Source organism: Actinoplanes sp. NPDC051388, from assembly GCF_055586225.1.
The window spans coordinates 666,684-693,680 of the sequence record NZ_JBVJIP010000002.1; the positions used below are offsets into that span (position 1 = coordinate 666,684).

19 protein-coding genes, 1 tRNA gene and 1 pseudogene are annotated in these 26,997 nt (G+C 71.2%); 14 read left to right on the forward strand and 7 right to left on the reverse strand.

The genetic code is table 11. The features are described from left to right. The first annotated feature begins 7 nt into the window (after positions 1-7). On the forward strand, positions 8-1,666 hold the full coding sequence (locus tag ACZ6TI_RS07400) for a fumarate hydratase (RefSeq protein WP_465344116.1): 1,659 nt from the start codon (positions 8-10) through the stop codon (positions 1,664-1,666). After that, the gene (locus tag ACZ6TI_RS07405; protein ID WP_465344117.1) at positions 1,666-1,830 is read left to right on the forward strand and encodes a hypothetical protein; all 165 of its coding nucleotides are present in this window, start codon (positions 1,666-1,668) and stop codon (positions 1,828-1,830) included. The genes ACZ6TI_RS07400 and ACZ6TI_RS07405 overlap by 1 nt, the downstream gene beginning before the upstream one ends. On the opposite strand, the gene ACZ6TI_RS07410 is transcribed toward ACZ6TI_RS07405, so the two are convergent. Continuing rightward, positions 1,818-2,330 (reverse strand): hypothetical protein, encoded by a 513-nt coding sequence (locus tag ACZ6TI_RS07410; protein ID WP_465344118.1) that lies wholly within the window; start codon positions 2,328-2,330, stop codon positions 1,818-1,820. The two genes, ACZ6TI_RS07405 and ACZ6TI_RS07410, sit on opposite strands and share 13 nt — an antisense overlap. A gap of 100 nt (positions 2,331-2,430) precedes the next feature. Here ACZ6TI_RS07410 and ACZ6TI_RS07415 point away from each other — a divergent pair, with 100 nt between their 5' ends. The 5 genes from ACZ6TI_RS07415 (at position 2,431) to ACZ6TI_RS07435 (ending at position 11,191) form a co-directional block, all read left to right on the forward strand. Then, positions 2,431-3,828 (forward strand): class II fumarate hydratase, encoded by a 1,398-nt coding sequence (locus ACZ6TI_RS07415; RefSeq protein WP_465344119.1) that lies wholly within the window; start codon positions 2,431-2,433, stop codon positions 3,826-3,828. Between the two features lie 43 nt (positions 3,829-3,871). Beyond that, positions 3,872-5,524: a S8 family serine peptidase gene (locus ACZ6TI_RS07420; protein ID WP_465344120.1), complete on the forward strand. Its 1,653-nt coding sequence runs from the start codon at positions 3,872-3,874 to the stop codon at positions 5,522-5,524. A 63-nt stretch (positions 5,525-5,587) separates the two neighbouring features. After that, positions 5,588-7,003, forward strand: coding sequence for a cysteine--tRNA ligase (gene cysS, locus ACZ6TI_RS07425; protein WP_465344121.1), 1,416 nt, complete (start codon positions 5,588-5,590; stop codon positions 7,001-7,003). Further along, positions 7,003-8,121 carry a 23S rRNA (guanosine(2251)-2'-O)-methyltransferase RlmB gene (rlmB, locus tag ACZ6TI_RS07430; protein WP_465344122.1) on the forward strand — a complete coding sequence of 373 codons (1,119 nt, stop codon included), beginning with the start codon at positions 7,003-7,005 and terminating at the stop codon, positions 8,119-8,121. The genes cysS and rlmB overlap by 1 nt, the downstream gene beginning before the upstream one ends. Before the next feature lie 79 nt (positions 8,122-8,200). Further along, on the forward strand, positions 8,201-11,191 hold the full coding sequence (locus ACZ6TI_RS07435; RefSeq protein ID WP_465344123.1) for an Hsp70 family protein: 2,991 nt from the start codon (positions 8,201-8,203) through the stop codon (positions 11,189-11,191). Between the two features lie 50 nt (positions 11,192-11,241). Here the strand turns inward: ACZ6TI_RS07435 and ACZ6TI_RS07440 are convergent, their stop codons facing one another. After that, positions 11,242-12,330, reverse strand: coding sequence for an ABC transporter ATP-binding protein (locus tag ACZ6TI_RS07440; protein ID WP_465344124.1), 1,089 nt, complete (start codon positions 12,328-12,330; stop codon positions 11,242-11,244). 176 nt (positions 12,331-12,506) lie between these two features. On the opposite strand from ACZ6TI_RS07440, the gene ACZ6TI_RS07445 reads away from it, so the two are divergent. The 4 genes and pseudogenes from ACZ6TI_RS07445 (at position 12,507) to ACZ6TI_RS07460 (ending at position 17,628) form a co-directional block, all read left to right on the forward strand. Continuing rightward, positions 12,507-12,580: transfer RNA gene (locus tag ACZ6TI_RS07445), tRNA-Thr, on the forward strand. Between the two features lie 23 nt (positions 12,581-12,603). Beyond that, positions 12,604-13,017: a GNAT family N-acetyltransferase gene (locus ACZ6TI_RS07450; RefSeq protein ID WP_465344125.1), complete on the forward strand. Its 414-nt coding sequence runs from the start codon at positions 12,604-12,606 to the stop codon at positions 13,015-13,017. 23 nt (positions 13,018-13,040) lie between these two features. Further along, positions 13,041-14,186 (forward strand): annotated as a pseudogene (locus ACZ6TI_RS07455) (low temperature requirement protein A). Between the two features lie 193 nt (positions 14,187-14,379). Further along, on the forward strand, positions 14,380-17,628 hold the full coding sequence (locus ACZ6TI_RS07460) for a S8 family serine peptidase (protein ID WP_465344126.1): 3,249 nt from the start codon (positions 14,380-14,382) through the stop codon (positions 17,626-17,628). Positions 17,629-17,817: 189 nt separating this feature from the next. On the opposite strand, the gene ACZ6TI_RS07465 is transcribed toward ACZ6TI_RS07460, so the two are convergent. Beyond that, entirely contained in the window at positions 17,818-18,642 is an 825-nt protein-coding gene (locus ACZ6TI_RS07465; protein ID WP_465344127.1) for a hypothetical protein, read from the reverse strand. A 101-nt stretch (positions 18,643-18,743) separates the two neighbouring features. On the opposite strand from ACZ6TI_RS07465, the gene ACZ6TI_RS07470 reads away from it, so the two are divergent. Beyond that, positions 18,744-20,540, forward strand: a complete 1,797-nt coding sequence (locus ACZ6TI_RS07470; RefSeq protein ID WP_465344128.1) for a potassium channel family protein — start codon at positions 18,744-18,746, stop codon at positions 20,538-20,540. On the opposite strand, the gene ACZ6TI_RS07475 is transcribed toward ACZ6TI_RS07470, so the two are convergent. Further along, complete coding sequence (locus tag ACZ6TI_RS07475) at positions 20,537-21,757, reverse strand: DUF4032 domain-containing protein (RefSeq protein WP_465344129.1); 1,221 nt, start codon at positions 21,755-21,757, stop codon at positions 20,537-20,539. The genes ACZ6TI_RS07470 and ACZ6TI_RS07475 overlap by 4 nt on opposite strands. 113 nt (positions 21,758-21,870) lie before the next feature. On the opposite strand from ACZ6TI_RS07475, the gene ACZ6TI_RS07480 reads away from it, so the two are divergent. Beyond that, positions 21,871-23,265 (forward strand): trypsin-like serine peptidase, encoded by a 1,395-nt coding sequence (locus tag ACZ6TI_RS07480; protein ID WP_465344130.1) that lies wholly within the window; start codon positions 21,871-21,873, stop codon positions 23,263-23,265. Positions 23,266-23,278: 13 nt separating this feature from the next. Continuing rightward, the gene (locus tag ACZ6TI_RS07485; RefSeq protein WP_465344131.1) at positions 23,279-23,968 is read left to right on the forward strand and encodes a phosphatase PAP2 family protein; all 690 of its coding nucleotides are present in this window, start codon (positions 23,279-23,281) and stop codon (positions 23,966-23,968) included. Here ACZ6TI_RS07485 and nagA read toward each other — a convergent pair. The 3 genes from nagA to ACZ6TI_RS07500 all read right to left on the reverse strand — a co-directional run bounded on the left by nagA (position 23,913) and on the right by ACZ6TI_RS07500 (position 26,921). Then, on the reverse strand, positions 23,913-25,007 hold the full coding sequence (gene nagA / locus ACZ6TI_RS07490) for an N-acetylglucosamine-6-phosphate deacetylase (protein ID WP_465344132.1): 1,095 nt from the start codon (positions 25,005-25,007) through the stop codon (positions 23,913-23,915). The two genes, ACZ6TI_RS07485 and nagA, sit on opposite strands and share 56 nt — an antisense overlap. Then, positions 25,004-25,927, reverse strand: a complete 924-nt coding sequence (locus ACZ6TI_RS07495; protein WP_465344133.1) for an ROK family protein — start codon at positions 25,925-25,927, stop codon at positions 25,004-25,006. The genes nagA and ACZ6TI_RS07495 overlap by 4 nt, the downstream gene beginning before the upstream one ends. Before the next feature lie 64 nt (positions 25,928-25,991). Next, positions 25,992-26,921, reverse strand: a complete 930-nt coding sequence (locus tag ACZ6TI_RS07500; RefSeq protein WP_465344134.1) for an SIS domain-containing protein — start codon at positions 26,919-26,921, stop codon at positions 25,992-25,994. Between the last annotated feature and the right edge of the window lie 76 nt (positions 26,922-26,997).

The window sequence follows — 26,997 nt, forward strand, 5'->3', positions numbered from 1 at the left end:
GCCGCTCATGAACAGACCTGTCCCCTTCTCCTATGCGCCACTCCTGCCGCTCGGCGACGACACCACCGAGTACAGGCTGGTGGCGGACGAGGGCGTGGACGTGGTCGAGGGGCCGGGCGGGCGTCGTTTCCTGACCATCGAGCCGAGCGTGCTGACCGCGCTCACCGCCGAGGCCATGCACGACATCGCGCACTTCCTGCGGCCGGCCCACCTGGCGCAGCTGCGCGCGATCATCGACGACCCGAAGGCCTCGGCGAACGACCGATTCGTGGCGCTCGACCTGCTGCGCAACGCGAACATCGCGGCCGGCGGGGTGCTGCCGATGTGCCAGGACACCGGCACCGCGATCGTGCTGGGCAAGCGCGGACGGCACGTGCTCACCGACGGGCAGGACGAGCAGGCCATCGCGCTCGGCGTCTATCAGGCCTACACCCGGCTGAACCTGCGGTACTCGCAGCTCGCGCCGCTGACCATGTGGGACGAGAAGAACACCGGCTCCAACCTGCCGGCGCAGATCGAGCTCTACGCCGAGGACCCGGGCGGGTTGCCGGACGCGTACAAGTTCCTGTTCATGGCCAAGGGCGGCGGGTCGGCCAACAAGTCGTACCTCTACCAGGAGACGAAGGCGCTGCTGAACCCGGCGCGGATGATGCAGTTCCTGGACGAGAAGCTGCGGCTGATCGGCACCGCCGCCTGCCCGCCCTATCACCTGGCCATCGTGATCGGCGGCACCAGCGCCGAGCACGCGCTGAAGACGGCCAAGCTGGCCAGTGCGAAATACCTGGACAACCTGCCCCGGCAGGGCGCGATGACGGCACACGGCTTCCGGGACGTCGAACTCGAGGCGGCGGTGCTCGAGCTGACCCGCGACTTCGGCATCGGCGCGCAGTTCGGCGGGCGATACTTCTGCCACGACGTACGGGTCATCAGGCTGCCCCGGCACGGCGCCTCCTGCCCGGTCGCGATCGCGGTCTCCTGCTCGGCCGACCGCCAGGCGGTCGCCAAGATCACCCCGTCCGGCGTCTGGCTCGAACGGCTGGAGGCCGACCCGGCCCGTTTCCTGCCGGACGAGACCCTGGACCACGAAGAGGTCGTCCGCGTCGACCTCAACCAGCCGATGGACCAGATCCGCGCGCTGCTCGCGAAATACCCGGTGAAGACCCGGCTGGCGCTGTCCGGCCCGCTGGTGGTGGCCCGGGACATCGCGCACGCCAAGATCGCGGAGCGCCTGGACGCGGGCGAGCCGATGCCGGCCTATCTGCGAGACCACGCGGTCTACTACGCCGGACCGGCGAAAACCCCCGAAGGGTACGCGTCGGGCTCGTTCGGCCCGACCACGGCCGGCCGGATGGACTCGTATGTGGAGAGGTTCCAGGTGGCCGGCGGCTCGCTGGTGATGCTGGCCAAGGGCAACCGGTCCACCCAGGTGACCAAGGCCTGCCAGACCCACGGCGGCTTCTATCTGGGTTCGATCGGCGGGCCGGCGGCCCGACTGGCGCAGGACTGCATCCGGCGCGTCGAGGTGCTGGAATATCCGGAGCTGGGCATGGAAGCGATCTGGAAGATCGAGGTCGAGGACTTCCCGGCGTTCATCGTGGTCGACGACAAGGGAAACGACTTCTTCGCCGAGGTCACCAAGCCAACCCTGACCATCGGCAAGCGCTGATGGAGTCGAAGACTCGGGGCAACGCCGAGGACGAACTGAAGGCAGAGCTGTTCTCCGCGCTCGCCGCGCGATTTTCCCGGCTCGGCGGTGTCAACCTGGACCTGCCGTCGCGCAACACCCCGCCACGAGCGGCCGAGGTCGTCGATCGGCGTCAGGCGCAGTAGCCGCGGACCGGGGTCATCCAGTCGAGGATCTTTGCCTCGATCTTCTTGTTCAGGTCGGCCGCGGTCTTGATCGAGTCGAAGAACTTGGCGTCCGCGGCGCTCTTCGCCAGCTTTGCGGCGCTCGTCTCGCCGGCCGTCTTCAGCTCCGGGTCCTCGGCGGCCGCGATCTCCTTCTTCAGCTGGGCGCCGACCTTCTTCAGCTCGTCCTTCGCGGCCTTCTCCGCCTTCTCCGCCTCGTCGGCCTGCTTGGCCTCCTTGTTGGCGATCATCTTGCCCATCTGTGTGCTGAAGCCGTCGAACCCGTCGTCGTAGATCGACGTGACCTTTCCGCAGACCTGCTTGGTGTTGGCGGAGTAGTCGGGGGCCGCGATGGTGGGCGCCGCCGAGGAGGCCTCCGTCGTGGGAGCCGCGTCCGGAGTGTCCGCCTTGTCGCTTCCGCAGGCGGCGGCAGTGGTCAGCAGGGCGCCACCGAGGGCCATCGCCAGGAGGGCGCGTCGCATGGGAAAGATCCTGTTCGTGAGGCGGGTACAAACGCTGGCCGACGATACGTTCCGTTGTCGAGCGCGTCCACCGGAGGCGCGTTTGGGGTACGAATGAAGCGTGACGACTGACGCGAGCGGATATCGGATCGAGAAGGACACGATGGGCGAGGTCCGGGTGCCGGCCGACGCCCTGTGGCGGGCGCAGACCCAGCGGGCGGTGGAGAACTTCCCGATCTCGGGGCGTGGCCTGGAGCCGGCGCACATCAAGGCGCTGGCCCAGATCAAGGGCGCCGCCGCGCAGGTCAACGCCCAGCTCGGCGTGCTGGAGGACGACCTGGCCAAGGCCATCGCCACGGCCGCCGCGCACGTGGCCGAGGGCGGCTACGACGACCAGTTCCCGATCGACGTGTTCCAGACCGGCTCCGGCACCTCGTCGAACATGAACGCCAACGAGGTGATCGCCTCACTCGCCGCACGTGAGCTCGGCCACCCGGTGCACCCCAACGACCACGTCAACGCCTCGCAGTCCAGCAACGACGTGTTCCCGTCCTCGATCCACCTGGCCGCCACCGAGGCGATCACCAGCAACCTGATCCCGGCCCTCGACCACCTCGCGGCCGCGCTCAAGGCCAAGGCCGACGCCTGGGCGACCGTGGTGAAGAGCGGGCGCACGCACCTGATGGACGCCACCCCGGTGACGCTGGGTCAGGAGTTCTCCGGCTACACCGCGCAGGTGCAGTACGGCATCGACCGGCTCACCGACACCCTGCCCCGCCTGGCCGAGCTGCCCCTGGGCGGCACCGCGGTCGGCACCGGCGTGAACACCCCGCAGGGCTTCGCGCCGGCGGTGATCGCGGCGCTCAAGGACATGACCGGCCTGCCGCTCTCCGAGGCGCGCAACCACTTCGAGGCGCAGGGCGCCCGGGACGCGCTGGTCGAGGCGTCCGGCCAGCTCAAGGTCGTCGCGGTGAGCCTCTACAAGATCGTCAACGACATCCGCTGGATGGGCTCCGGGCCGCGCGCCGGGCTGCGCGAGCTGCGGCTGCCCGATCTGCAACCGGGCTCGTCGATCATGCCGGGCAAGGTGAACCCGGTGGTGCCCGAGTCGGTGCGCCAGGTCTGCGCCCAGGTGATCGGCAACGACGCCACGGTCAGCTTCGCCGGCACCCAGGGCGACTTCGAGCTCAACGTGATGCTGCCGGTGATGGCCCGCAACCTGCTCGAGTCGGTCCGGCTGCTGGCCGCGGCCGCGCGGATGCTCGCCGACCGGTGCATCGACGGGCTGGAGGCCAACGAGGACGTCGCCCGTGGCTATGCCGAGGGCTCGCCGTCGATCGTCACGCCGCTCAACCGGCACCTGGGCTACGACGAGGCGGCCGCGATCGCCAAGCAGGCACTCCAGGAGGACAAGACGATCCGCGCGGTGGTCATCGAGCGAGGTCACGTCGCGAACGGCACGCTCACCGAGGAGCAACTGGACCAGGCTCTGGATGTTCTCCGGATGACCCGACCGTAAAGGTCACTTGTGGGGGTCGATCTCATTCGATGGGATGATCACCATGAGAAGACCCCTGCTCGCCTCGGCCGTCGCCACCGCGACCGTCGTCGCGCTTTCGCTGGTACCCGTCTCCGCGGCCACCGCCGCTCCGTCCACGCCCGGTGACTACACCGTGGTCGCCGCGGACGGAGTGGCCGCGGACGCCGCCGTCGCCGCGATCACCGCCGCCGGCGGCACGATCGTCAGCCGCAACGACGCCGTCGGCGTCTTCCGCGTCAGCTCGGCGGACGCCGATTTCCGCAGCTCCGTCGCCGGGTCACCCGAGCTGATCGGCGCCAGCGAGCGCAAGGCCGTGGGGTACGCGCCCAAGGACCTCACGGTCGCGGAGGTGGCGGCCGGCCCCCGCGCCGCAGCAGCTGCCCGGGCCCCCCGGACCGATCCGCTCGACGACAAGACGTGGGGTCAGAAGATGATCCACGCGGACGAGGCGCACCGGGTGCAGAAGGGCGACCGCGGCGTGACCGTGGGTGTGCTCGACACCGGCCTCGACGCGACCAATCCCGACCTGGCCAGGCGATACAGCCGGGTGCTGTCGCGGAACTTCGCGCCGGACATCCCGGCGGTGGACGGCCCGTGTGAGGCGGCGAGCTGCCTCGACCCGACCGGCACCGACGACGGCGGGCACGGCACGCACGTGGCCGGCATCATCGGCGCCTCGCTCGACGGCACCGGCGTCTCCGGCGTCGCGCCCGGCGTGACGCTGGTCGAGCTCAAGGGTGGCCAGGACTCCGGCTACTTCTTCCTGGACCCGGTGGTCAACGCGCTGACCTATGCCGGGGACGCCGGCATCGACGTGGTGAACATGTCGTTCTATGTCGACCCGTGGCTCTACAACTGCACGGCCAACCCGGCCGACAGCCCGGAGGCGCAGGCCGAACAGCAGGCGATCATCGCGGGCATGCGCCGGGCGCTCAACTATGCCCACCGTAAGGGCGTCACGCTGGTCGCGGCGCTCGGCAACAACCACGAGGACCTGGGCGCGCCGCGGACCGACATCAGCAGCCCCGACTACGGCGGCACGCCGTACGACCGGCCGATCGACAACCGGACCTGCTGGGACCTGCCGGCCGAGGGCCCGCACGTGATCGGCGTCTCGTCGGTCGGGCCGTCCACCACCAAGTCGGACTTCTCCAACTACGGCGTGGAGCAGACCTCCGTCGCGGCGCCGGGTGGCTGGTCGCGGGACGGCTTCGGCACCCCGGCGTACCTGTCGCCGGGCAACCAGATCCTGTCCACCTACCCGCTCAAGGTGCTGCAGGCCGCGGGCCGGGTCGACGCCGACGGCAACATCACGCCGCTCGGCGCGCCGAACACCTTCAAGTCGTGCAACGCCGCGGGCGTCTGCGGCTACTACGCCTACTCGCAGGGCACGTCGATGGCAGCCCCGCACGCGGCCGGCGTGGCCGCGCTGATCGTCAGCCAGTACGGCCGGACCGACCAGAAGCGCGGCGGGCTGACCCTGGACCCGGACGTGGTCGAGCGTCGGCTCTACCGGTCGGCGACCGAGACCCCGTGCCCGACGCCGCGCCTGCAGAGCTACGTGCGGGAGGGCCGCAGCGTGGAGTTCGACGCCTTCTGCGAGGGCGGGACGAAGTTCAACGGCTTCTACGGTCACGGCATCGTCGACGCGTATGCGGCGGTGACCGGCGGCTAGGAGTTATCCACAGGCACACAGGCGGAGCGTCAACCGGTTCGCCAGGGTCGGTACCCTTGACCGGTGACGCTCCGCCTGCATGACACCGCCACCCGATCCGTCCGGGAGTTCGTCCCGCTGACGCCCGGTCAGGTGGGGATCTATCTGTGCGGTTTGACCGTGCAGTCGGTGCCGCACATCGGTCACCTGCGGTCGGCGGTCAACTACGACGTGTTGCGGCGCTGGCTGATCAACACCGGTTACGAGGTCACCTTCGTCCGCAACATCACCGATGTGGACGACAAGATCCTCGACAAGGCCGCCGCGCAGGGCCGCCCCTACTGGGCGATCGCCTATGAGAACAAGCTGGTCCTCGACGCCGACTACGCGTCACTCAACGTGCTGCCGCCGACCTATGAGCCGCTGGCCACCGCGCACGTGCCGGAGATGCACGAGCTGATCGGCGAGCTGATCGAGCGCGACCACGCATACCCGGCCGAGGGCGGCAATGGCGACGTCTATTTCGACGTGCCTTCCTATGCGGAATACGGCTCGTTGTCCGGGCAGCACCCCGACGACATGCGCCCGCCGGCCGACGGCGGCGAGAAAGACAAGCGCGACTTCCGCGACTTCGCGCTGTGGAAGGGCCTGAAGCTCGACGAGCCGGCCGACGCGACCTGGAACTCGCCGTGGGGCCGGGGCCGGCCGGGCTGGCACATCGAGTGCTCCGCGATGGCCCGGCGCTACCTGGGCGCCGAGTTCGACATCCACGGCGGCGGGCTCGACCTGACCTTCCCGCACCACGAGAACGAGATCGCCCAGTCCCGCTCGGCCGGGCTGCCGTTCGCGCGTTACTGGGTGCACCACGCGCTGCTCAACCTCGGCGAGGCCAAGATGAGCAAGTCGCTGGGCAACGTGATCGACGCCGCCGCGGTGACCGCGATGGGCATCCGGCCGGTCGAGCTGCGTTATTACCTGGGCTCTCCGCACTACCGCTCGCGCATCGACTACTCCGACGAGGCGCTGCGCGAGGCCGCGACGGCGTGGCGGCGGATCGAGGGCTTCGTGCAGCGTGCGGTCGAGGTGGTCGGCCCGGGTCACCCGATGGACGTGCCGCCGGCCTTCGCGAACGCGATGAACGACGACCTGAACACGTCGGCCGCCCTGGCCGTCGTGCACGACACCATCCGCGAGGGCAACACCGCGCTGGCCGCTTCCGACGAGACCGGGGTGCGCGCGGCGCTGACCGCGGTCCGGGCCATGCTGGGCGTGCTGGGTCTCGACCCGCTCGACCCGGCGTGGGGTGGCGCCGAGCGTGGAAACGACTTGAAGCCGGTGGTCGACGCGCTCGTCCACCTGGCGCTCGAGCAGCGGGCCCAGGCCCGGGCTCGCAAGGACTGGGCGGCCGCGGACGCGGTTCGCGACCAATTGAAGAATGCGGGCGTACAGGTGGAAGACACCCCGGCCGGACCCCGCTGGACCGTGGGAGAGCAGCACTGATGCCGGGTAACTCGTCCAACCGCACCCGCCGTGTGACGTCCAAGAAGGGCGCTCAGTTCGGCTCGGGCGGCAAGAACCGCAGTGGCCTCAAGGGCCGCGGGCGCACCCTGCCGGCCGACGAGCGACCCTGGCACAAGGGTTACTCGGGCACCGAGGAACTGCCCGCCAAGACGGCGCGCAAGCAGGACAAGGAGCGCCGCGCGGCGGCCGCCGAGGGGCGGGTGCCCAAGGTCGGCGTGCCGGGCACCAAGGACACCACCTGGGGTCGCGGCGGCGGTCGTGGCGCCGGCGGCCGGCCGGTGCCGCAGCGGGGCAGGAACGTGCCGCGCGGCGGTCCGCGGATCGCGCCCGGGCGCAAGTCCAATCCGACCCGGGAGGGTCCCGAGCTGCTGCTCGGGCGCAACCCGGTGGTCGAGGCGCTGCGCGCCGGGGTGCCGGCCACGGCGCTCTACGTGGCCCACGGCATCGACATCGACGACCGGGTCAACGAGATCATCCGCACGGCCGGCGACCGGGGCCTGCCGATCCTGGAGATCAGCCGCAACGAGCTCGACCGGATGACCGGCGGGGTGTTGCACCAGGGCATCGGCATCCAGGTGCCGCCGTTCGCCTATGAGCCGCTGGACGACCTGATCGCGGCCTCGATGGAGCAGACCGCGCCGCTGCTGGTGGCGATGGACGGCATCACCGACCCGCGCAACGTGGGCGCGGTGATCCGGTCGGTGGCCGCGTTCGGCGGGCACGGCGTCTTCATGACCGAGCGCCGCGCGGCGGGCATCACCGCGACCGCGTGGCGCACCAGCGCCGGCGCCGCGGCCCGGGTGCCGGTGTCCCAGGTGGTCAACCTGACCAGGGCGATCAAGGCCTGCCAGCAGGCCGGATTCGTCGCGGTCGGGCTGGACGCCGACGGCGAGACGGATCTCTACCAGCTCGAGGCCGCGATCGGCCCGCTGCTGGTGGTGGTCGGCTCCGAGGGGCGCGGGCTGTCCCGGCTGGTGGGCGAGACCTGCGACCTGCGGGTGGGCATCCCGATGGCCTCGGAGGTCGAGTCGCTCAACGCGAGCGTGGCCGCCGCGGTCACCCTGGCCGAGGTCGCGCGCCGCCGCAGCCACGTCTGACCCGGTTCCACAGGGACTTTTGTCGTCCTGGGGCCGTACTATGGCGGGCCGGATGTCCGTTGGCGGAGGGGCAGCAGGGATGACCGGACCAGGGGACGGCTTTGTGCTGGCCGTCGACCTCGGCACGTCGCACACGGTCGCCATGTTGCGCTGGCCCGACGGTCGCACCAGGCCGCTGCTCTTCGACGGGCAGCCACTGATGCCGTCCGCGGTCTTCCTCGACACCGAGCGGCGGCTGCACGTCGGCCGCGATGCCCAGAGATTGGGATACGCGGACCCGGCGCGCATCGAGCCGAACCCGAAACGCCGCATCGACGACGGTGTGGTGCTGCTCGGCGACGCCGAAGTGCCGATCGCCGAGCTGCTGGCCGCGCTGCTCGGGGCGGTGGCCCGCGAGGCTGTCGCCACCACCGGCTTCCTGCCGCCGGCCGTGCTGACCTTCCCGGCCGCCTGGGGGCACCGCCGACGTGCGGTGCTCACCGAGGCGCTGGGCCGGGCCGGCTGGCCGGCCGAGACCGAGCTGGTGCCCGAGCCGGTGGCGGCGGCGCGATACTTCGCCGACGTGCTGCGCCGGCCGGTGCCGGTCGGCTCGGCGCTGGCCGTGTTCGACTTCGGCGGCGGCACGCTCGACGTCGCGGTGGTCCGCAACGAGGGCCTGGGACCCGACGGCCGGCCGCGCTTCGAGGTGGCCGCCTCCGGTGGCGCCGACGACCTCGGCGGGCTCGACCTCGACGCGGCGCTGGTCGACCACCTGGGCAAGTCGCTGGCCGGCGGCGAGCCGGAGGCGTGGGGCGCGCTGTCCGACCCCCGCTCGCTGGCCCAGTGGCGGGCCCGGCGGCAGTTCTGGGAGGACGTGCGCGGAGCCAAGGAGATGCTCTCCCGGTCCGCGCTCGCGCCGGTGCCGGTGCCGCTGGTCGAGCAGGCCGTGCACCTCACCCGCGACGAGCTCGAGGCCTGCGCCGGTCCGCTGATCCGCCGTGGCGTCGCCGAGGCGGGCGCGGTGCTCAAGGCGGCCGGGCTGGCCCCTGCCGACCTGGCCGGGCTGTTCCTGGTCGGCGGATCGACCCGGGTGCCGCTGGTCGCCCGGCTGCTGCACAGCGAGTTGGGCATCGCACCGACCGTGCTCGAGCAGCCCGAGCTGCCGGTGGCCGAGGGCGCGATCGCCGCGGTGGTCGCGGCACAGGCAGCCGGGGGTGTGGCGGCGTCACCGGCGGCCTCGGCCGCGCCCGCCACGATGGCCGCCGGCGCGCCCGCCGACACCGGGCGGCATGCGGTGGCCGAGGAGCCGCGTTACCGGCGCGGGGTGGCCGAGGCGGCCACGCCGACGCCGACGCCGGCCACGATCCCGAGCCGGCCGCCGTCCCATGACACGTCGCCGATGGGGCCGCCCACACCGGCCACGATCCCGAGTCAGCCGCCGTCCTATGAGCCGTCGCCGCTGGGCCCGCCCGCCCCGGTCAGCGGCGAGCCGCCGCCGGACTACGCCGAGCCGGTCGACCCCTGGGCCACCGGTGAGGCGGCCGCGTTCGGGCCGAACGGGGGCCCGCCCTTCACCGGGGGCGGCGGCCCGTCCACCGGTGGGCACACGCGGGTGCCGGGCTCGAACGAGACCTGGCTGGCGTCGAAGGACGAGTCGCCACCTGGATCGCCGGCCGGGGCTCAGGCGCCCCCTGGGGCACCACGGCGGGCGGGCGTCCCCGCGTACCGGAGGAAGGGTTTTTTGATCGTCGCCGCAGGCCTGGTGGTGGTGCTTCTGGCCGGTGCGGGAGCGGCCTGGTATTTCTGGCCGGGCTACCGCGCGGTGGACTTCCAGCCGCTGGCCAAGTCGGCGGCGAAGACGCTCACGCCGGCGGTGCCGATCTACAGCAGCAGCTTCGCGGACGTCAAGGTGCTCGGTGATCGGGCCTACTTCGCCAATCAGGGCGAGGACGACACGCTCGGCGTGGTCGCGGCCGACACCGCCACCGGTGAGCAGAAATGGTCGAGCATCGAGGCCGGCGCCTCGGAACCCGGCTGGGAGACGATGATCGCCGTGCCGGGTGCGGTGGCGGTCTTCACCAAGCCGGACACCTCGGCGGACACCCGCCGCATGTTCGTGCTGGACGCCGGCGACGGCACTCTCCGCTGGCATCGCGAAGTGGCCGCCGGCGACGACATCAAGATGCTCGGCGACGTCGCGCTGTGGATCGACAAGACCGCGCACCGGCTGGTCGCGCTGCGGATCACCGATGGCGAGCAGGCGTGGGACCTGCCCGATGTCAAGACCGACGGCGGCGACACCACCGCACTCTTCGGCGCCTCCACCACCGCGGACCTGTCCGGGCCGGGCGACGCCAACGGCTTCCCGTTCGCCTTCGACGCCGACGACGACCAGCGGCTGCTGCAGGTGATGGCCGATCGCTCGGCGCGGGTGATCGACGGGTCGAACGGCGACGTGCTGGTCGCGCCGAAGCCGGGCGTGGCGGCCCCGGACACCCCGCTGATCGTGCACAACGGCCGGGTCGTGGTGGCCGAGAAGGCGAACAACACCCAGCGCATCCTGGCCTGGGACCTGGACACCCTCGGCACGCCCAAGGTGCTCGGCTCGGTCGACCCCAAGGTGGACGTCAGCCGGATGACGCCGTGCGGGGCGGAGGCGGCGTGCTGGGTCGAGACCACCGGGTACGACGCGAAGAGCAACCAGGTGGGCGGCACCGGGCTCGACGACGGCAGCAGCATCTGGCACGTGCCCGCGGCCAACGCCGAATACCTGATGCCGGTCGGCGAGAACGTGCTGGTCAGCCAGATCGCCCAGCCGAGCGCCAAGACGTCGCTGATCAGCGCGGCCGGCAAGGTGCAGTGGACGGTCGACGGCCAGGGCGCCCGGGTGGACGGCGGCAACATGCTGTTCTTCAGCAAGCTGATGACGGACAGCGTCGACGACCCGGCGCTCACCGGCCGGCACGTCGGCGACGACCCGGTCGAGCTCGGGCCGCTGGCCGGGGTGCGGCCCTGGTCGTGCTCGTGGAACACCGAGGTGATCGCCTGCTTCGCCGACAAGGACCTGCGGCTGCAGCGCTTCGCCGCCTAGACACGGAAAAGCCCCCGGCATCGCTGCCGGGGGCTCTTTCTGTCCGTAGGTCAGGCGATGCGCTCGCCGCTCGAGGCGTTGAACAGGTGCACCTGGTTGGCCTGCGGCTTGATGTTCACGGTCTCGCCCATGTTCGGCATGTTGCGCCGGTCGGTGCGGACCACGAAGCGCTCCGAGCCCTCGTCCATGGCCGCGTGGCCGTAGACGTTGGCGTCCGAGCCGAGGTCCTCGACCAGGTCGACCACGATCGGCAGACCGGCCTCGGTGCCGCTGACCAGGTCGGTGGCCTCGGGGCGGAAGCCCACGGTCACCTTGCCGCCGCCGTTCTGCGCGGCGGCGACCTGCTCGCGGGTCAGCGGGACGGCCAGCGGGCCGAAGTTGGCGCCCGACTCGGTCAGCGCGACGGTCTTGAGGTTCATCGCGGGCGAGCCGATGAAGCCGGCCACGAAGACGTTGCCGGGGGTGTCGTAGAGCGCCCGCGGGGTGTCGCACTGCTGCAGCACGCCGTCCAGCATGACCGCCACCCGGTGGCCCATCGTCATGGCCTCGACCTGGTCGTGGGTCACGTAGACGGTGGTGATGCCGAGCTTGGCCTGCAGCGTGGCGATCTGCGAACGGGTCTGGACGCGGAGCTTGGCGTCGAGGTTCGACAGCGGCTCGTCCATGAGGAACACCTGCGGCTCGCGGACGATCGCGCGGCCCATGGCGACACGCTGGCGCTGGCCACCGGAGAGCGCCTTCGGCTTACGGGCCAGGTATTCGTCCAGCTGCAGGAGCGCCGCCGCCTCCTTGACCCGCCGGTCGATCTCCGGCTTCGAGGTCTTGCGCAGCTTCAGGGCGAAGGCCATGTTCTCGTACACCGACATGTGCGGGTAGAGCGCGTAGTTCTGGAAGACCATCGCGATGTCGCGGGACTTGGGCGGCAGGTTCGTGACGTCCTTGTTCTCGATCAGGATGCGGCCGCGGTCCACGTCCTCCAGGCCGGCGAGCATGCGCAGGCTGGTGGACTTGCCACAACCGGAGGGGCCGACCAGGACGAGGAACTCGCCGTCACCGATCTCCAGGCTGAGCTCGTTCACCGCGGGGCGGTCCGAACCCGGGTAGATGCGGGAGGCTTTCTCATAGGTGACGGTAGCCATGATGAATCGACTTCCTTTCCACCGGCAGGAACGTGCCGGACGATCCGAGTGGGAGGAACACGCGTGAGCTGACTCACGCCCCGCCACCGTAAGCTTTTTTACCGGTTCTGCCAAGCTCAGGACGCGCTGACCTGGCTTTTCGGCTGATTCCGGCGAGCCGGTATGCTGTGCCTCGCGCCCCTGTAGCTCAGTTGGCCAGAGCACTCGCCTTGTAAGCGAGATGTCGTCGGTTCGATTCCGACCGGGGGCTCCGACGCACCCTAGGGTGACGTGGTGCGGATTGAGCGGGTCGTCGACATAGCCGAGGTCGAGCGGGCCGGGGAGCTCTTCGACGGGCCACCGCGGGCGGATGCCACCGCCCGGTTTCTCGCCGCGGCCGATCACCATCTGCTGTTCGCCTACGACGAGGGCGGGCGTGCGGTCGGCATGATCTCCGGGGTGGAGACCACGCACCCGGACAAGGGCACCGAGATGTTCATCTACGAGCTCGGGGTGGCCCCGGACGCCCGGCTGCGCGGGGTCGCCACCGCGCTGGTGCGGGCGCTCCGCGAGCTGGCCCGCGAGCGTGGCTGTTACGGCATGTGGGTGGGCACCGAACCGGACAACGAGGCCGCGCAGGCCACCTATCGCAAGGCCGGTGCCGGCGAAGAGGCGCCCTTCCTGCTGCTGAACTGGGATCTGACGTGACCGATCGACGTTTCCTGGCACCGATGCGCCCGCGCCCGAGCGATGAGTCGCACCGGGTCGCCACGCCGCTCGAGCTCCTCTTCGACCTGTGCTTCGTGGTGGCGGTGGCGCAGGCCGCGCTGCCACTGCACCACGACATCGCCGAGCGGCACGCGGGACACGGCATCCAGTCGTACCTGATGGTCTTCTTCGCCATCTGGTGGGCCTGGATGAACTTCACCTGGTTCGCCTCGGCCTATGACACCGACGACGACGCCTATCGCATCACCACGCTGGTGCAGATCGCCGGTGCGCTGGTGCTCGCGGCCGGGGTGGAGCCCGCCTTCGCGGACGGCGATTACCGGGCGATCACCGCGGGCTATGTGATCATGCGCCTGGCCATGGTCGGGCAATGGCTGCGCGCGGCGCGCACCGACCGGCAGCGTCGCGCGACCGCTCTGACCTACGCCGCCGGCATCTCGGTGGTCCAGCTCTTCTGGCTGGTACGCCTGGCGTTGCCGGAATCCTGGCAGGTGCCCTCCTTCGTGCTGCTCGTGGTCGCCGAACTGGCCGTGCCGATCCTCGCCGAGCGGGCACCCGGCGGCCCGACCACCTACCATCCGCACCACATCGCCGAGCGCTACGGCCTCTTCACGATCATCGTGCTGGGCGAGGTGGTGGCATCCGCGACGGTCGCCGTCCGCACCGGGCTGACCGGCGGCGAACATCTCGCCGATCTGATCTCGCTCGCGGTCGCCGGGCTGGTCATCGTGTTCGCCCTGTGGTGGCTCTATTTCGACCGGCCGGCCCACGATCTGCTGACCGGGCTGCGCACCTCGATGCTGTGAGGCTACGGCCACTACTTCATCTTCGCGTCGGCCGCGGCGGTCGGCGCCGGGCTCGGCGTGGTGGTCGACTACGACACCCATCACACCGAGATCTCCGGGACGGTCGCGGGCTACGCGGTGGCCGTACCCGTCGCGGTGTTTCTCTTCTTCGTCTGGCTGCTGCACATTCGTCCACACGTGACCGGTCCGATGCTGGCGGCCTATCCGGTCGTGGCGGTGCTCGTGCTGCTGACTCCGCTCGGCCCGGCGCCGGTCCATCTGACCGCCGTGCTGCTGATCCTGCTCGTGGTGCTGGCCCGGCTTGCCGGCCGACGAGTTTCCACTGTGTCACCAGGCGCCTAAGCAGGCTTTCCGGCCGACGAAGGGCCGAACCGGAAAATTTACCGTGCTTAATCGGTTCGTATGCATGGCCTTGAATGTCACATCATTGTCACGACGGCATCGACGGTAGTGACTAGCCAGGTGCAACGGCCGGAGGATCCTCGGGATGCGCCCGTACCGCTTGGTGGGCGCCCATCCTTCGGAGGACCCGTACGTGAGACACCGATCCGCTTGGGGCCGGCGCACCTTCATCGCCGTGCTCGCGGTGGGCGTCGCTGTGCTCGGCACCGCCTTACCAGCCGATGCCGCGCCGAACCCCGCCGCCCCCGCCGCCCAGGACACCCCTGGCGATTCGCCCAAGGACGCTCCCGCCGACACTCTCGGCTCGCATGACGCGGAACTGCTCGCCGCGGCCGAGTCCAAGGGCACCCGCGCCGTCACCCTGATCATCGCCGCCGACGAGGGCAAGACCGCCGAGGTCGCGGCCCAGGTGAAGGGCCTCGGTGGCACCGTCACCCGGCGCTTCGACCAGGTCGGCTACGTGCTGGCCCAGGTGCCGACGGACAAGGTGGTCAAGGCCGCCAAGCTGCCCGGCGTCGCCGCGATCGACCTGGACGAGACGGTGAAGCTGCCGGACCCGTCGGTCGAGCAGGGCGGCAAGCGCGCCGCACGGCAGGCCGCCACGCTGGCCGGCCCGGGCCCGAGCACGCCGGCCGCGAACCCCTACATGCCGACGAACGAGGTCGGCTCGGTGGAGTTCAAGAGCAAGCACCCGACCTGGGACGGGCGCGGCGTCACGATCGGCATCATGGACTCCGGTGTGGACCTGGAGAACCCGGCGCTGAAGACCACCTCGACCGGCGAGCGCAAGATCGTCGACTGGGTGACGGCGACCGACCCGCTGACCGAGGGGGACGGGTCCTGGCGAGCGATGCTCTCCGCCCCGCCCGCGAGCGTCACGGTCCCGGCGGGCACGTACCGCTACAACACGTTCCGCGAGTCGATCACCGCGGCCAGTGACCCGGGCGGCGACATCAACCGCGACGGCGACACCACCGACGTGTTCGGCATCCTCTACGACCCGGCTTCGCACGACATCCGGGTGGACGTGAACCAGAACGCCAACTTCACCGACGACGCCGTGATGCGGCCGTACCGGGAGAAGTTCGACGTCGGGCACTTCGGCACCGACAAGCCGGCCACCGAGATCGTGGAGAGCATCCCGTTCGTGGTGGAGTTCCGTGAGGACGTCGACCTGACTCCGGCCGGCCTCGCGGGGCAGTTCGCCGACTTCGTCAACATCGGCATCCCGGAGAGCGTGCACGGCACCCACGTCGCGGGCATCACCGCGGCGAACAACATGCTGGGCAACGACAACTTCGACGGCCAGGCGCCGGGCGCGAAGCTCGTCTCCTCGCGGGCCTGCTCGTGGGGCGGCGGCTGCACCGCGGCCGCGCTCACCACCGGCATGGTCGACCTGGTGGTCAACCGCCACGTCGACGTGATCAACATGTCGATCGGTGGCCTGCCCGCCCTGAACAGCGGCCAGAACGCGCGCGCCGAGCTGTACGACCGCCTGATCGAGGACTACGGCGTGCAGATGTTCATCTCGGCCGGCAACTCCGGCCCGGGGCAGAACACCATCGGTGACCCGTCGGTGGCCACCAACGTGGTCAGCGTCGCGGCCAGCGTCAGCAAGGACACCTGGCTGTCGAACTACGGCTCGGTGGTGCGCAAGCAGAACGGGCTGTTCAACTTCTCGTCGCGGGGCCCGCGCGAGGACGGCGGGTTCAAGCCGAACATCGCCGCGCCCGGTTCGGCCGTCTCCACGGTGAACACTTGGATCAAGGAGCCGGACATCGCCGAGGCGGGCTACACCCTGCCGATCGGCCTGGCGCACCTGAACGGCACCTCGATGGCCTCGCCGCAGGCGGCCGGCAGCGCTGCGCTGCTGCTCTCCGCGGCCAAGGCCACCGACAAGGGAGTCACCCCGGCCGCGCTGCGCCGCGCGCTCTACTCCTCGGCGGACCCGATCAAGGGCGAGTCGGTGGCCGGTCAGGGCTACGGTCTGCTGGACGTCAACGGCGCCTGGTCGCTGCTGGCCAAGGAGATCACCACCGCCCGGTACGTGTCGTCGGCGCAGGTCTGCACCCCGCTCTCGCAGTTCCTGACCACCCCGAACCGCGGCGTCGGCATCTACAACAGCTGTGTCGCCGGCGAAGGCGGTCAGCGGGCCGGTTCGACCCGGGTCTACAACGTCCAGCTCAAGCGGACCAGCGGATCGGCGAAGTCGGTGCGGCACACGCTGAGCTGGCTCGGCGACAAGGGACAGTTCAAGTCGGCTCGCAACGTGGCGCTGCCGCTGAACCAGACGGTCACGGTGCCGGTCACGGTCACCGCCAAGGACGGCCTCAACTCGGCCATCCTGAAGGTCGACGACCCGGCCACCAAGGTGATCGACTTCGAGGTCCTCAGCGTGGTGGTCACCGGCACCGAGGCGAAGAAGCCGAGCTACACGGTGACCGGTGAGGGCTCGGTGGAACGCAACTCGACCAAGTCCTACTACGTCGTCGTGCCGGAGGGCGCCACGTCGCTGCAGGTCGATCTGACCGGGATCGCGACCGGATCGCAGACGCGGTTCATCGCCTTCAACCCGTACGGCGTGCCGGTCGACAGCACGTCCAGCCTCGGCTGCTACACCAACTTCTCCGACCCGGCGGCCTGCAAGCCGCAGGAGCGGTCCTACGATGACCCGCTGCCGGGCATCTGGGAGCTCGAAGTGGAGTCGCGGCGCACCTCGCCGGCGCTGAACAACCCGTACCGCCTGCTCGCCAAGGTGCAGGGCGTCACGGTCACGCCGGAGACGGTCACGCTGGACAGCGTGCAGGCCGGCACCCCGACGCCGGTCACCTGGACGGTCACGAACAACTACGGTCCGATCAACCTCACCGCCGAGGGTGGCCCGCTGGGCAGCTCCAAGTCGGACCGGCCGACCATCGAGGACGGTGCGGTTCAGGAGTACGAGGTCGTGGTGCCCGCGGGCGCCGAGCGGCTGGACGTGTCGATCGGCAACCCGAGCGACGCGGCGGCCGACCTGGACCTCGCGGTCTACCTGAACGGCGTGCGGGTCGCGCTGCAGGCGGACGGTGACTCCGAAGAGGCGGTCTCCATCCCGTCGCCGGCGGCGGGCACCTACACGGTGGAGATCGACGGGTACGCGGTGCCGAGCGGCAGCACGGCATACGACTACCTGGACGTCTTCTACAGCCCGGCGCTTGGGTCGGTCTCCGTCCCGGCGACGGCGACCCCGCTGGCGAACGGCGCGTCCACGACGGTCACCGGCACGGTGACCGCGGAGGCGGCGCCGACCGAGGGCCGTCAGCTCTTCGGTGAGGTCACGATCCTCACCGACCAGGGCGCTGTGGTCGGCCGCGGTTCCGTGGTGATCGGCGCGGTCAGCTAGTCAGTACACGACGAAAGCGGCCCGTCCTCGACGTCTCGAGGACGGGCCGCTTTCCGTTCGCGCGCCCCTCCGCTTCCCCAGAGGCCGCAGAGGGGCTCTGCTTCCGCAGAGCCAGCGCTTCCTCAGAGGCCGCAGAGGGGCTCTGCTTCCGCAGAGGCAGCGCTTCCTCAGAGGAAGCAGAGCAAAGGGTCAGTCCTTGTAGTCCGGGTCCTCACCGGCCACCGGGCGGCCGTCGGAGAAGCCGCGGCCGGAGGCGGAGGCCTCGTCGTCGATCGGCTCCTCGTGCAGGCGCTTCTGGTCGTCGCCCGGGCCTGCGGCGTCCGGCGGCGGGGTGTCGCCCGGCGTGGTGGCCGGGGGCGTGTCGCCGGGCTTGACGCTGGTGCCGCCGGCCGGCATTCCGCTCACGTCCGGGGTGTCGTCGGCCGGGTCGGCGTCGGCCGGCAGGGTGCGCGCCGGCTCCTCGGGCAGCAGGCCGCCGAGCAGTGGGAGGTCGCTGCCGAGCAGGCCGGACTCGGCGTTCGGGTCGGCCGCCGCGCCGCGGCCGACGGGCAGGCCGCCGCCGTTGGGCATCAGGCCACCGATTACCGGAAGGCCGCCACCACCCAGCAACGGGAGGCTACCGATCGGGAGCCCGCCGCCACCGGTCGGCAGGCCGCCCAGCGGGCCGTCTTCCTTGGCGGCGGCGGCCTTGCGGACCGGTCGCTGGTCGGTGGACCGGGCCGCGCTGCCCATCCCGGTGCGCGACTGTCCGCCCTGCTCAGGGGGAGTCACGGAGTTGGTGCCGGGTCGCACGTGCACCAGTGGGTTGTCGTCGAGCGGGCTCGGCACGCGCATGCCGTCGGCGGAGTCCATGCCGCCCAGCGGGTTCACGCCGCCGGCCGGGTCCAGCACGCCGCCGAGCAGACCGCCCTGGTCGGCCGCCGGCGCGGGCTGCACGTCCTCCGCCTGCGCCGGGGCGCCGCCGAGCAGGAGGATCCCCCCGGCCGCCGCCGCGGCGATCAGGTACTTACGCATGCGATTCCTCCACGAACTCGGGATCGGACAAACAGCTCGGATGGGGCAACGAGCGTCCACCGGACCTGGTTCCGGGGTGCGGCTGTTTACGATCAGGATCTATGAGCGCCGAACAGCAACCCAATGTGCTGCGCCGGGTGCTCATGTCCCGTCTTCAGCAACGGCTGACCAACGGCACGGACGGGCGGCCACACTTCGTCATCTGCGGTGGGGACGCGCTGGCGTACACGCTGGCCGAGGAGCTCTCCAACGCCGGGCATCGGATCCGGATCACCCTGGTGGTGCCGAACGAGCTGCGCGCCGAGGTGCCCGATCTGAGCACCCTGCGCGGGGTGCGGGTGGTCCGCGCCGACCGCCTGGACGAGCCGCTGTTCCGCTCGGCGGGACTGGCCGGCGCCGCCGCGCTCGCGCTGGTCATGCCGGACGACGTGCTCAACCTGCATGCCGCCCTGTGCGCGCAGGCCGTGGAGCCGGACCTGCGGCTGGTCATCCGGATGTTCAACACAGGGCTGGGCTATGGCGTCCGGCGGCTGTTCGACGACTGCGCGGTGCTCAGCGACGCGGCCATGGCGGCGCCCGCGTTCGTCGCCGCCGCGCTGGGCGAGCCGGCTCCCACGCACTTCCGGCATGCGGGTCGCACGATGTATGTGGCGCGTCGTGCGGACGTACCCGAAAAGCATGTGGTCTGTGCTCTGACCGGCGCGAGCGGGAACGGTGAGGTGGACGTGCTGCCCGCCGACCCGGGCCCGGGACAGGGCCGGCCGGAGGATCTGGTGCTCGCCGAGGCCTCCGGGCGTCCGGCCGGTCAGGCGGTGGCCGCCCGCAAGCTGGCCCGCTCGTCCAAGCGTCCGCGGCCGCTGCGGGCCGCCACCCGGGCGATCCGCGCCGCGCTGAGCCGCAAGCTGGGCATCGCGGTGATGATCACGCTGGTGGTGACCGTGGTGGCCGGCACCGTGCTGTCGCACGCCGACGCCGAGAAGGGTGGCAGCGGCTTCTGGGGCTCGATGTACGTGACCCTGCTGACCGCGGTCGGATCGTCCGATGTGGAGATCGAGCGCAACGGCGTGGCGAAGGCCGCCCAGCTGGTGCTGACCATCGCCGGCGTGGCGCTGTTGCCGCTGATCACCGCCGCCGTCGTGGAGGGCATGGTGAACGCTCGGCTGGCGCTGTCCACCGGCAAGGTGCGCGGCGTGCACGACGACCACATCGTGCTGGTCGGCCTCGGCACGGTCGGCACCCGCATCCTGCGCCAGCTGCTCGACCTGGGCCTGGACGTGGTGGCCATCGACCGCAACCCGAACGCGCGCGGCGCCAAGGCGGCCGAGCAGCTCGGCGTGCCGTTCATCGTCGGTGATGCGGCGCTCGAGGAGACGCTGCGGGCGGCCTCGATCGACACCGCGAAGGCGCTGGTCGTGGTCTCCACCGACGACGTGACGAACCTGCAGGCGGCGCTGAACGCGCGAGCCGTGCGCAGTGACATGCGGGTGGTGCTGCGGCTCTTCGACGACGACTTCGCGCGCCGGGTGCAGAAGGCCTTCAACATCAACATCTCGCGCAGCGTGTCCCGGCTGGTGGCGCCCGCGTTCGCGGCCTCGTTGCTGGACCGGGACGTGATCGTCACCATCCCGGTGGATCGGCACGCGTTGCTGGTCGCGGCGGTGCGGGTGCTGCCCGGCTCGCCGCTGGACGGCACGGTGATGGCGGTGGCGGACAAACCTTCGGGGGTGCGGGTGATCGGCCTGACCGCCGCCGACTCCGAGTGGGTGGACTGGTCGCCGGACGCGCGCCGGGTGCTCAACGCGGGCGACCGGGTGGTCGTCGTGGCCCGCCGCCGCGGCCTGCGCATGTTGCTGGAACAGGCCACCCCGCCGGTGCGGACCGAGCCGGAACGCGCTTAGCCCGCCGCCTCTTCGAGGGTGGCCACCTCGACGCCGAGGACGGCCTGCTCGTCCGGCTTGTGGGCGAGCACGTCGGTGAGGTAGCTCTGCACCGCCGGGGCCATCCCGACGTCACGGCCGGCCTGCTCGGACAGCAGCCACTTGTGCTGGATGATCTGCGAGAAGATCTCCTGCGGCTCGAGCTTGCGGCGCAGGTTGGCCGGCACCGCCCGGACCACCGGCTCGAAGACCTCGGTCAGCCAGCGGTGCGCGGCCTGCTGCTCGTCGATCAGGTCGCTCTCCGCGCGGTACGCGTCCAGATCGTTGAGCAGTTGCCGCGCCTGGTTCTCCTCGGCGTCCAGCCCGGTCAGCCGCAGCAGGCGCCGGGTGTGGTAACCGGCGTCCACCACCTTGGGCCGCACCCGGTAACCGTCGTCCACAGTCGACATCGCCACCTCGGCCACGTCGAAGCCCAGGTCGTTGAGCCGCCGGATGCGGCCCTCGATGTCGTGCCGGGCGTCCCGCGGCACCTCCTGCTCGTAGGTCACCTCGTGCCACAGGCGCTCGTAGCGGGACACGATGTCGTCGACCACCGACTCCGGGTCGATCGCCTCGTGCAGCAGCTCGGCGGCCTCCAGGTCGAGGCACTCGCCGAAGATGTTCAGCCGGAGGATCTCGATGTCCTCGCTGCGCTGGCCCTCGGAGAGCTTCGGATAGAGGTTGCCGGTCTCGGCGTCCACCAGATAGGCCGCGAAGGCGCCCGCGTCCCGCCGGAACAGCGTGTTCGACAGCGAGCAGTCGCCCCAGCTGAAGCCGGTCAGGTGCATCCGGACGATCAGCGCGGCCAGTGCGTCGAGCAGCCGGTTCATCGTCTCCGGGCGCAGCACGTGCGAGAACAGGGCCCGATAGGGCAGCGAGAACTGCAGGTGCCGGGTGATCAGCACGGACTCCAGCGGCTCGCCGTCCTCGGTGGCCCGGTCGGTGACGATGGCGACCGCCTCGACCGCCGGGAAGTCGATCCGCTCCAAGGCCCGGAGCAGGTCGTATTCCTTTTCGGCGATGCGCTCGCGGGTCTCCTTGAGCGCGTAGACGGTCTCGTTGAGCTTGACGAACCGGACGATGTGCCGCGAGATGCCCTGCGGGAGCGCGACCAGGTGGTCAGCCGGCCACTCCTCCAGCGGAATTTCCCAGGGAAGGTCCAGCAGAGCCGGGTCGACGAGGGCGGAGGTGATGCGCACGGACCCAGTGTGCACGCCCGGCCCGGCGCGTCGCTGCCGCACGTGGCTCGTTACACAAACTGCCAGATTGCCGGATTGGCCTATATGTGCCTTTCATGACCTTCGGGAGCAGCATGCGACGCAAGGTGGCCATCGTCGGGGTGTGCGCCGCCCTCGTACTCGCCGGGTCGGCGGGTGCGGTGGCTTGGCGGCAGTCGGGGACGGGCGACGGCCGGCCGGTCGGCTCGTGGCAGGACGCGCCAGATGTCTCGCGTACGCCGGTGGCGCTGTCGCAGGGCAACGCCGCGGCCGGGGTGACGAAGGCGTCGCCGCCGTCCGCCGCGCCGACCGCGGATCGGGACGCGCCGCGCAGCCACGCCGAGCCGGTGCGGACCAAGCCGCGCCGGATCGTCGAGGAGTCCGCGCAGGCCGCGGCCGCCAAGGGCCGGCAGAAGGTGGGCGAGCTGCTCGACGTGCGCAAACTTCTCGGGTACGAGAGCGGCCCGCGCACCGAGACCTTCGGCTACCCCGGCGCTTCCTATGTGAAGCTGCACTTCAGCCGCATGGCGATGCTGCCCGGCGACTACCTCACGGTGTCCGACCCGAAGGGCGTGGAGAGCTACCGGTACGACGCCCCGAAGCTGCTCGAGACCGGGCCGGTGGACCAGTGGGCGATGTCCGTCACCGGGGACACCGCGGTGGTCGAGATGCACCGCTCGGTCGACCCGCTGGGCGCGCGTTCGCTGCTGGGTGACCTCGGGGTGAGCATCGACAAGGTGGCGCGGGGCTTCTCGCGTACCGAACAACGGGGTGTGCCCGAGGAATCGCTCGGCGCGCCGGGCCGCACCGGGCGCGAGGAATCCGTCTGCGGCAGCGATTCCTCCGCGGACGCGGTCTGTTATCAGGCCAAGGACCCGGTCGCCTACACGAAGTCGAAGGCGACGGCGCGGCTGCTGATCGACGGCACCGAGCTGTGCACCGGCTGGCGGATCGGCACGAACAACCGGATGCTGACCAACAACCACTGCTTCGACAACTCGGAGTCGGCCTACGACACCGAGGTCTGGTTCAACTACCAGTGCGCGAAGTGCGGCGGCTACGACACGTTCAAGCCGACCAAGGTGTGGGGCGACAAGGTGGTCGCGACCGACCGGACGCTGGACTACACGCTGTTCACGGTCGAAGACTTCCCGGCCGTGCAGAAGTTCGGCTACCTGCTGCTGGACACCGCGCGCCCGGCCAAGGGCACCGCTCTCTACGTGCCGCAGAACCCGGCCGGCGACCCCACCCGGATCGCCGGGGCGCTGGGCGACAAGGCGTCCAACTGCGCGGTGGTCGACAACGCCTACGACGGGTACGCGACCAACTCCGACGTGTCCTATTACTGCGACACCGAGGGCGGCTCGTCCGGCTCGCCGGTGCTCTCCCGCAGCACGAACAAGGTGGTCGGCCTGCACCACTTCGGCGGCTGCCCGAACTCCGGAGTGCGCGCCGATCTGCTCTACAACAGGTTGAAGGGCGCGCTGTAGGTACTTTGGTCGCGTGACCCGACCTCGCAGCGGGTGGCCCGACGCCGCCTACCTGATCGGCTTCGTGCTGCTCTCGGTGGCGCTGGCGTCCGGCCACCTGCTCGGTTTCGACGCGGCGGTGGCGGACTGGTCGGACAGCCACCGGCCGGCTCTGCTCTATTGGCCGGCCCGGGTGCTGAATTACCTGGGCCAGGGCGGTCAGGTGCTGATGCCGGTGGTGCTCGTGCTCTCCGTCTGGCTGGCCTGGCGTCGCCGGTCGTGGCGCTGGTTCCTGCCGCTGGTGGGCGCGTTCGTGCTGCTGTACATCACGATCGGCCCGATGAAGATCTGGTTTCAGCGGGCCGCGCCGCACTTCACCGGCCCGGACCGCACCGTCCTGTTCAACGACGCCGCCACCGGCGCGCTGGGCATGAGCTACCCGTCCGGCCACGTCGCCAACGCCCTGGTCTGGTACGCGGTGATCGCCTTCCTGGCCGGCGTGCTGCTCGGCCGCCCGCTGCACATGGCCTTCCGGTTGCTGCCGCCGGTGATCGTCTTCTGCACGACCACCTACCTGGCGTTCCACTGGATCACCGACTCGATCGCCGGCCTGTTCCTCGGGCTGTTCCTGGCCCGGCTGATGGCCCGGGTGCCGTGGGAGCGACTGCTCACCCCACCCAGCGACCGCGCCGCATCACCCGCTTCACCGTCAGTTCCGGGCTGAGCACCACCAGGTCGGCCCGCGAGCCGGCTTCGAGCGCGCCCACCTCGTCCAGGATGCCGAGCGCCCGGGCCGGCGTGGTCGAGGCCATCAGGCAGGCGTCCTCCAGCGCGATGCCCGCCCCGACGGCTCGGCGCAGGGCCGCGTCCATGGTCAGCGTGCTGCCGGCGATCGAGCCGCCGGGGGAGAGCCGGGCCACCCGGTCGGCCACGGTCACCGCCTGCCCGCCCAGCTCGTAGTCGCCGTCCGGCATCCCGGCCGCGTCGATCGCGTCGGTGACCAGGGCGGCGCGGTCCGGCCCGGCGGTGCGGGCGGCGAAGGCGAGCATGCCGTCGTGCAGGTGAATGCCGTCGGCGATCAGCTCGCACACCACCGGCGGGGTGGCGAGCAGGCCGATCACCGGGCCCGGCTCGCGGTGGTGCATCGGGCGCATGCCGTTGCAGAGGTGGGTGCCGACGGTCGCGCCCGCTCGCACGCCCGCGAGTGTCTGCTCGTAGGTGGCGTCGGTGTGCCCGATGGCGGCGATCACGCCGTGCTCCTGGAGGAACGCGATGGCTTCCAGCGCGCCGGGCAGCTCGGGGGCGATCGTGATCATCTTGGTGGTGCCGGTGGCGACCAGCGCGGCTATTTCCGACATCGCCGGGTCGCGAAGATAGGCCGGATTCTGTGCACCGCACCGGGTGGCCGACAGGTAGGGGCCCTCGAAGTGCAGACCCGCGATGACGCCGTCCTTGATCAGCGGCTGGAACGCGTGGGCCGCCGACATCATCAGCTCGAACGGCGAGCTGACCAGGCTGGCCAGCATGGTCGTGGTGCCGTGGGCCAGGTGGAAGGCGGCGGCCCGCCCGGCCTCGCCCGGGTCGCCGGTGGTGAACGTGTGCCCGCCGCCGCCGTGGCAGTGCAGGTCGATGAAGCCGGGCACCACGTAGTCGGTCTCGTCGTGGGTGGAGGCGTCCACCTCGACGATCGCCGGGCCGGTCACCTCGACATGCCCGCTGATCACCGCGCCGGGCCGGACGATGCGGCCGTGGATCCGGGTCATCGGCTCTCCCGGGTGTCCATCGCCAGCAGCGCCGCGCCCAGGCAACCCGCGGTGTCGCCCAGCGCCGCCCGCACCAGCCGCGGCAGCCGGTGGAAGGTGACCCGCTGGTCCAGCGCGGTGCGCAGCGGCGCCAGCAGGGCCTCGCCCGCCTCGGCCAGACCGCCGCCGAGCACCACGATGCCGGCGTCGTAGAGCGCCTGCGCGGTGAGCAGCCCGTCGGCCAGCGCCTCGACGGCGTCGGTCCAGACCGCGGTGGCCAGCGGCTCGCCCGCGGCCGCTCGGGCCGCCACATCGAAGGCGGCCGCGTCGGCGATGCCGGAGAGCTCCGCGTAACGCCGGCCGATCGCCGAGGCGGAGGCGACCGACTCGAGGCAGCCCTTGGCGCCGCAGCCGCAGTCCCGGCCGCCGGGCCGGACGATCACGTGGCCGACCTCGCCGGCCGCGCCGTGCGCCCCGGCGAAGGCCTTCCCGTCCACCACGTGCGCCGCCGCGATGCCGGTGCCGATCGCGATGAACAGCACGTGCGGCTCGCCCCGGCCGGCCCCGATCCGGGCCTCCGCGGTGCCGCCGGCTCGCACGTCGTGGCCGAGCGCGGCGGGCACGCCCAGCCGTTCCACCAGCAGGTCACGCATCGGCACGTCGCGGAAGCCCACGTTGGACGACCACACCGCGATGCCGTTCGCCTCGTCCACCACGCCGGGCACCGCGACGCCGGCGGCGGTGACCGTCAGTCCGTCGGCCCGGGCGCGGGTGGCCAGGCCCTCGGCCACGTCGAGGATGGTGGCGGTGACCGCCTCCGGGCCGCGCGCGGCCAGCGTCGGGTGCCGCTCGGCGTGATGGACCTTGCCGTCCGGCCGGACGAGGGCGCACTTCATGCCCGTGCCGCCGACATCAAGCGCGATGACGACGGAGTCGGTCATGCTGAGCCAATCTTCGGCACGCCCTCTTGGCCCTGTGTCTGCGCTTCGCCCTCGGTGCAATCGGTCATGCCAGGACGACGCTTCGGGTCAGGTTGCGGGGGTGATCGGGATCGAGGCCCTGCGCCTCGGCCAGCGCGATCGCCACCCGCTGCGCCACGATCAGATCGGCCATTGGGTCGAGCGGGGACCGGCCGCCGCACCAGCGCCCGATCGCGCCGTAGCCGCCGTGGTGCCGGGCGTGCACGAAGGCCGCGCCGGTCGCCTCCACGTCGTCGGCCAGGTGCGCGGGCACGTCGCCGAAGGCCCAGACCACCCGGCCGGGCGCGGCGATGGCCAAATTGCGGTGGCGCTGCGGGCCGTGGCGGTAGTCCATCGCCGGATATGCCTCGGCCCAGAGCATCGCGGCCTCGCGGCACTTGAGCGCGGCCTCGTTGGCCAGCCCGACCGTCCAGCCGCGGCCCAGGAAGGTGATCTGCCGGACGTCGGCGGCCACCGGCAGCGGCAGCCGCACGGCCACCTCGGCGTCGCAGGCGATCGGCGCCACGTCCTCGCCCAGGTGCGCCCGGAGCAGGGCGAGCGCGCTGGTGGCGAAGCGGGTCTGCACCACCGACTGCTCGTCCGCGAACTCCAGCACCACGGCGTCGGTGGCCAGCGTGGCGGCCGGCTGGGACTCGTCGGCGGTCAGCACGGTGGTCGGGCAGTCCAGCGCGCCGAGCAGGTCGACGACCTCGGTGGTCGAGCCGGACCGGGTGATCGCGACCACCCGGTCGTAGCGCCGGTGGCGCGGGAACTCGGACGCCTGGAACGCGTCGGTCTCGCCCTGGCCGGCCTGTTCGCGCAGCTCAGCATAGGCCTGGCCGATGAACCACGAGGTGCCGCAGCCGGTGACCGCGACCCGCTCGCCGGGACTCGGCAGGCCGGGCGACGTGGCCAGTTTCGCGGCCCGCTCCCAGCAGTCGGGCTGGCTGGCGATCTCGGTCTGCACGTGGGTCATGGCCATCCTTCACGACGGTTTGCCTGCGCATATGCGTTCGGTTCGACGCCCTTTCGAGCGTCATTCTGCGTGGGCG

Coding starts and splice junctions, on each gene's coding strand:
- ACZ6TI_RS07410 (WP_465344118.1), bottom strand. CDS start 2,330: ATGCGACGCGCCCTCCTGGCGATGGCCCTCGGTGGCGCCCTGCTGACC.
- ACZ6TI_RS07465 (WP_465344127.1), bottom strand. CDS start 18,642: ATGCGTAAGTACCTGATCGCCGCGGCGGCGGCCGGGGGGATCCTCCTG.
- rlmB (WP_465344122.1), top strand. CDS start 7,003: ATGCCGGGTAACTCGTCCAACCGCACCCGCCGTGTGACGTCCAAGAAG.
- ACZ6TI_RS07470 (WP_465344128.1), top strand. CDS start 18,744: ATGAGCGCCGAACAGCAACCCAATGTGCTGCGCCGGGTGCTCATGTCC.
- ACZ6TI_RS07435 (WP_465344123.1), top strand. CDS start 8,201: ATGACCGGACCAGGGGACGGCTTTGTGCTGGCCGTCGACCTCGGCACG.
- ACZ6TI_RS07420 (WP_465344120.1), top strand. CDS start 3,872: ATGAGAAGACCCCTGCTCGCCTCGGCCGTCGCCACCGCGACCGTCGTC.
- ACZ6TI_RS07495 (WP_465344133.1), bottom strand. CDS start 25,927: ATGACCGACTCCGTCGTCATCGCGCTTGATGTCGGCGGCACGGGCATG.
- ACZ6TI_RS07500 (WP_465344134.1), bottom strand. CDS start 26,921: ATGACCCACGTGCAGACCGAGATCGCCAGCCAGCCCGACTGCTGGGAG.
- ACZ6TI_RS07400 (WP_465344116.1), top strand. CDS start 8: ATGAACAGACCTGTCCCCTTCTCCTATGCGCCACTCCTGCCGCTCGGC.
- ACZ6TI_RS07480 (WP_465344130.1), top strand. CDS start 21,871: ATGCGACGCAAGGTGGCCATCGTCGGGGTGTGCGCCGCCCTCGTACTC.
- ACZ6TI_RS07405 (WP_465344117.1), top strand. CDS start 1,666: ATGGAGTCGAAGACTCGGGGCAACGCCGAGGACGAACTGAAGGCAGAG.
- ACZ6TI_RS07440 (WP_465344124.1), bottom strand. CDS start 12,330: ATGGCTACCGTCACCTATGAGAAAGCCTCCCGCATCTACCCGGGTTCG.
- nagA (WP_465344132.1), bottom strand. CDS start 25,007: ATGACCCGGATCCACGGCCGCATCGTCCGGCCCGGCGCGGTGATCAGC.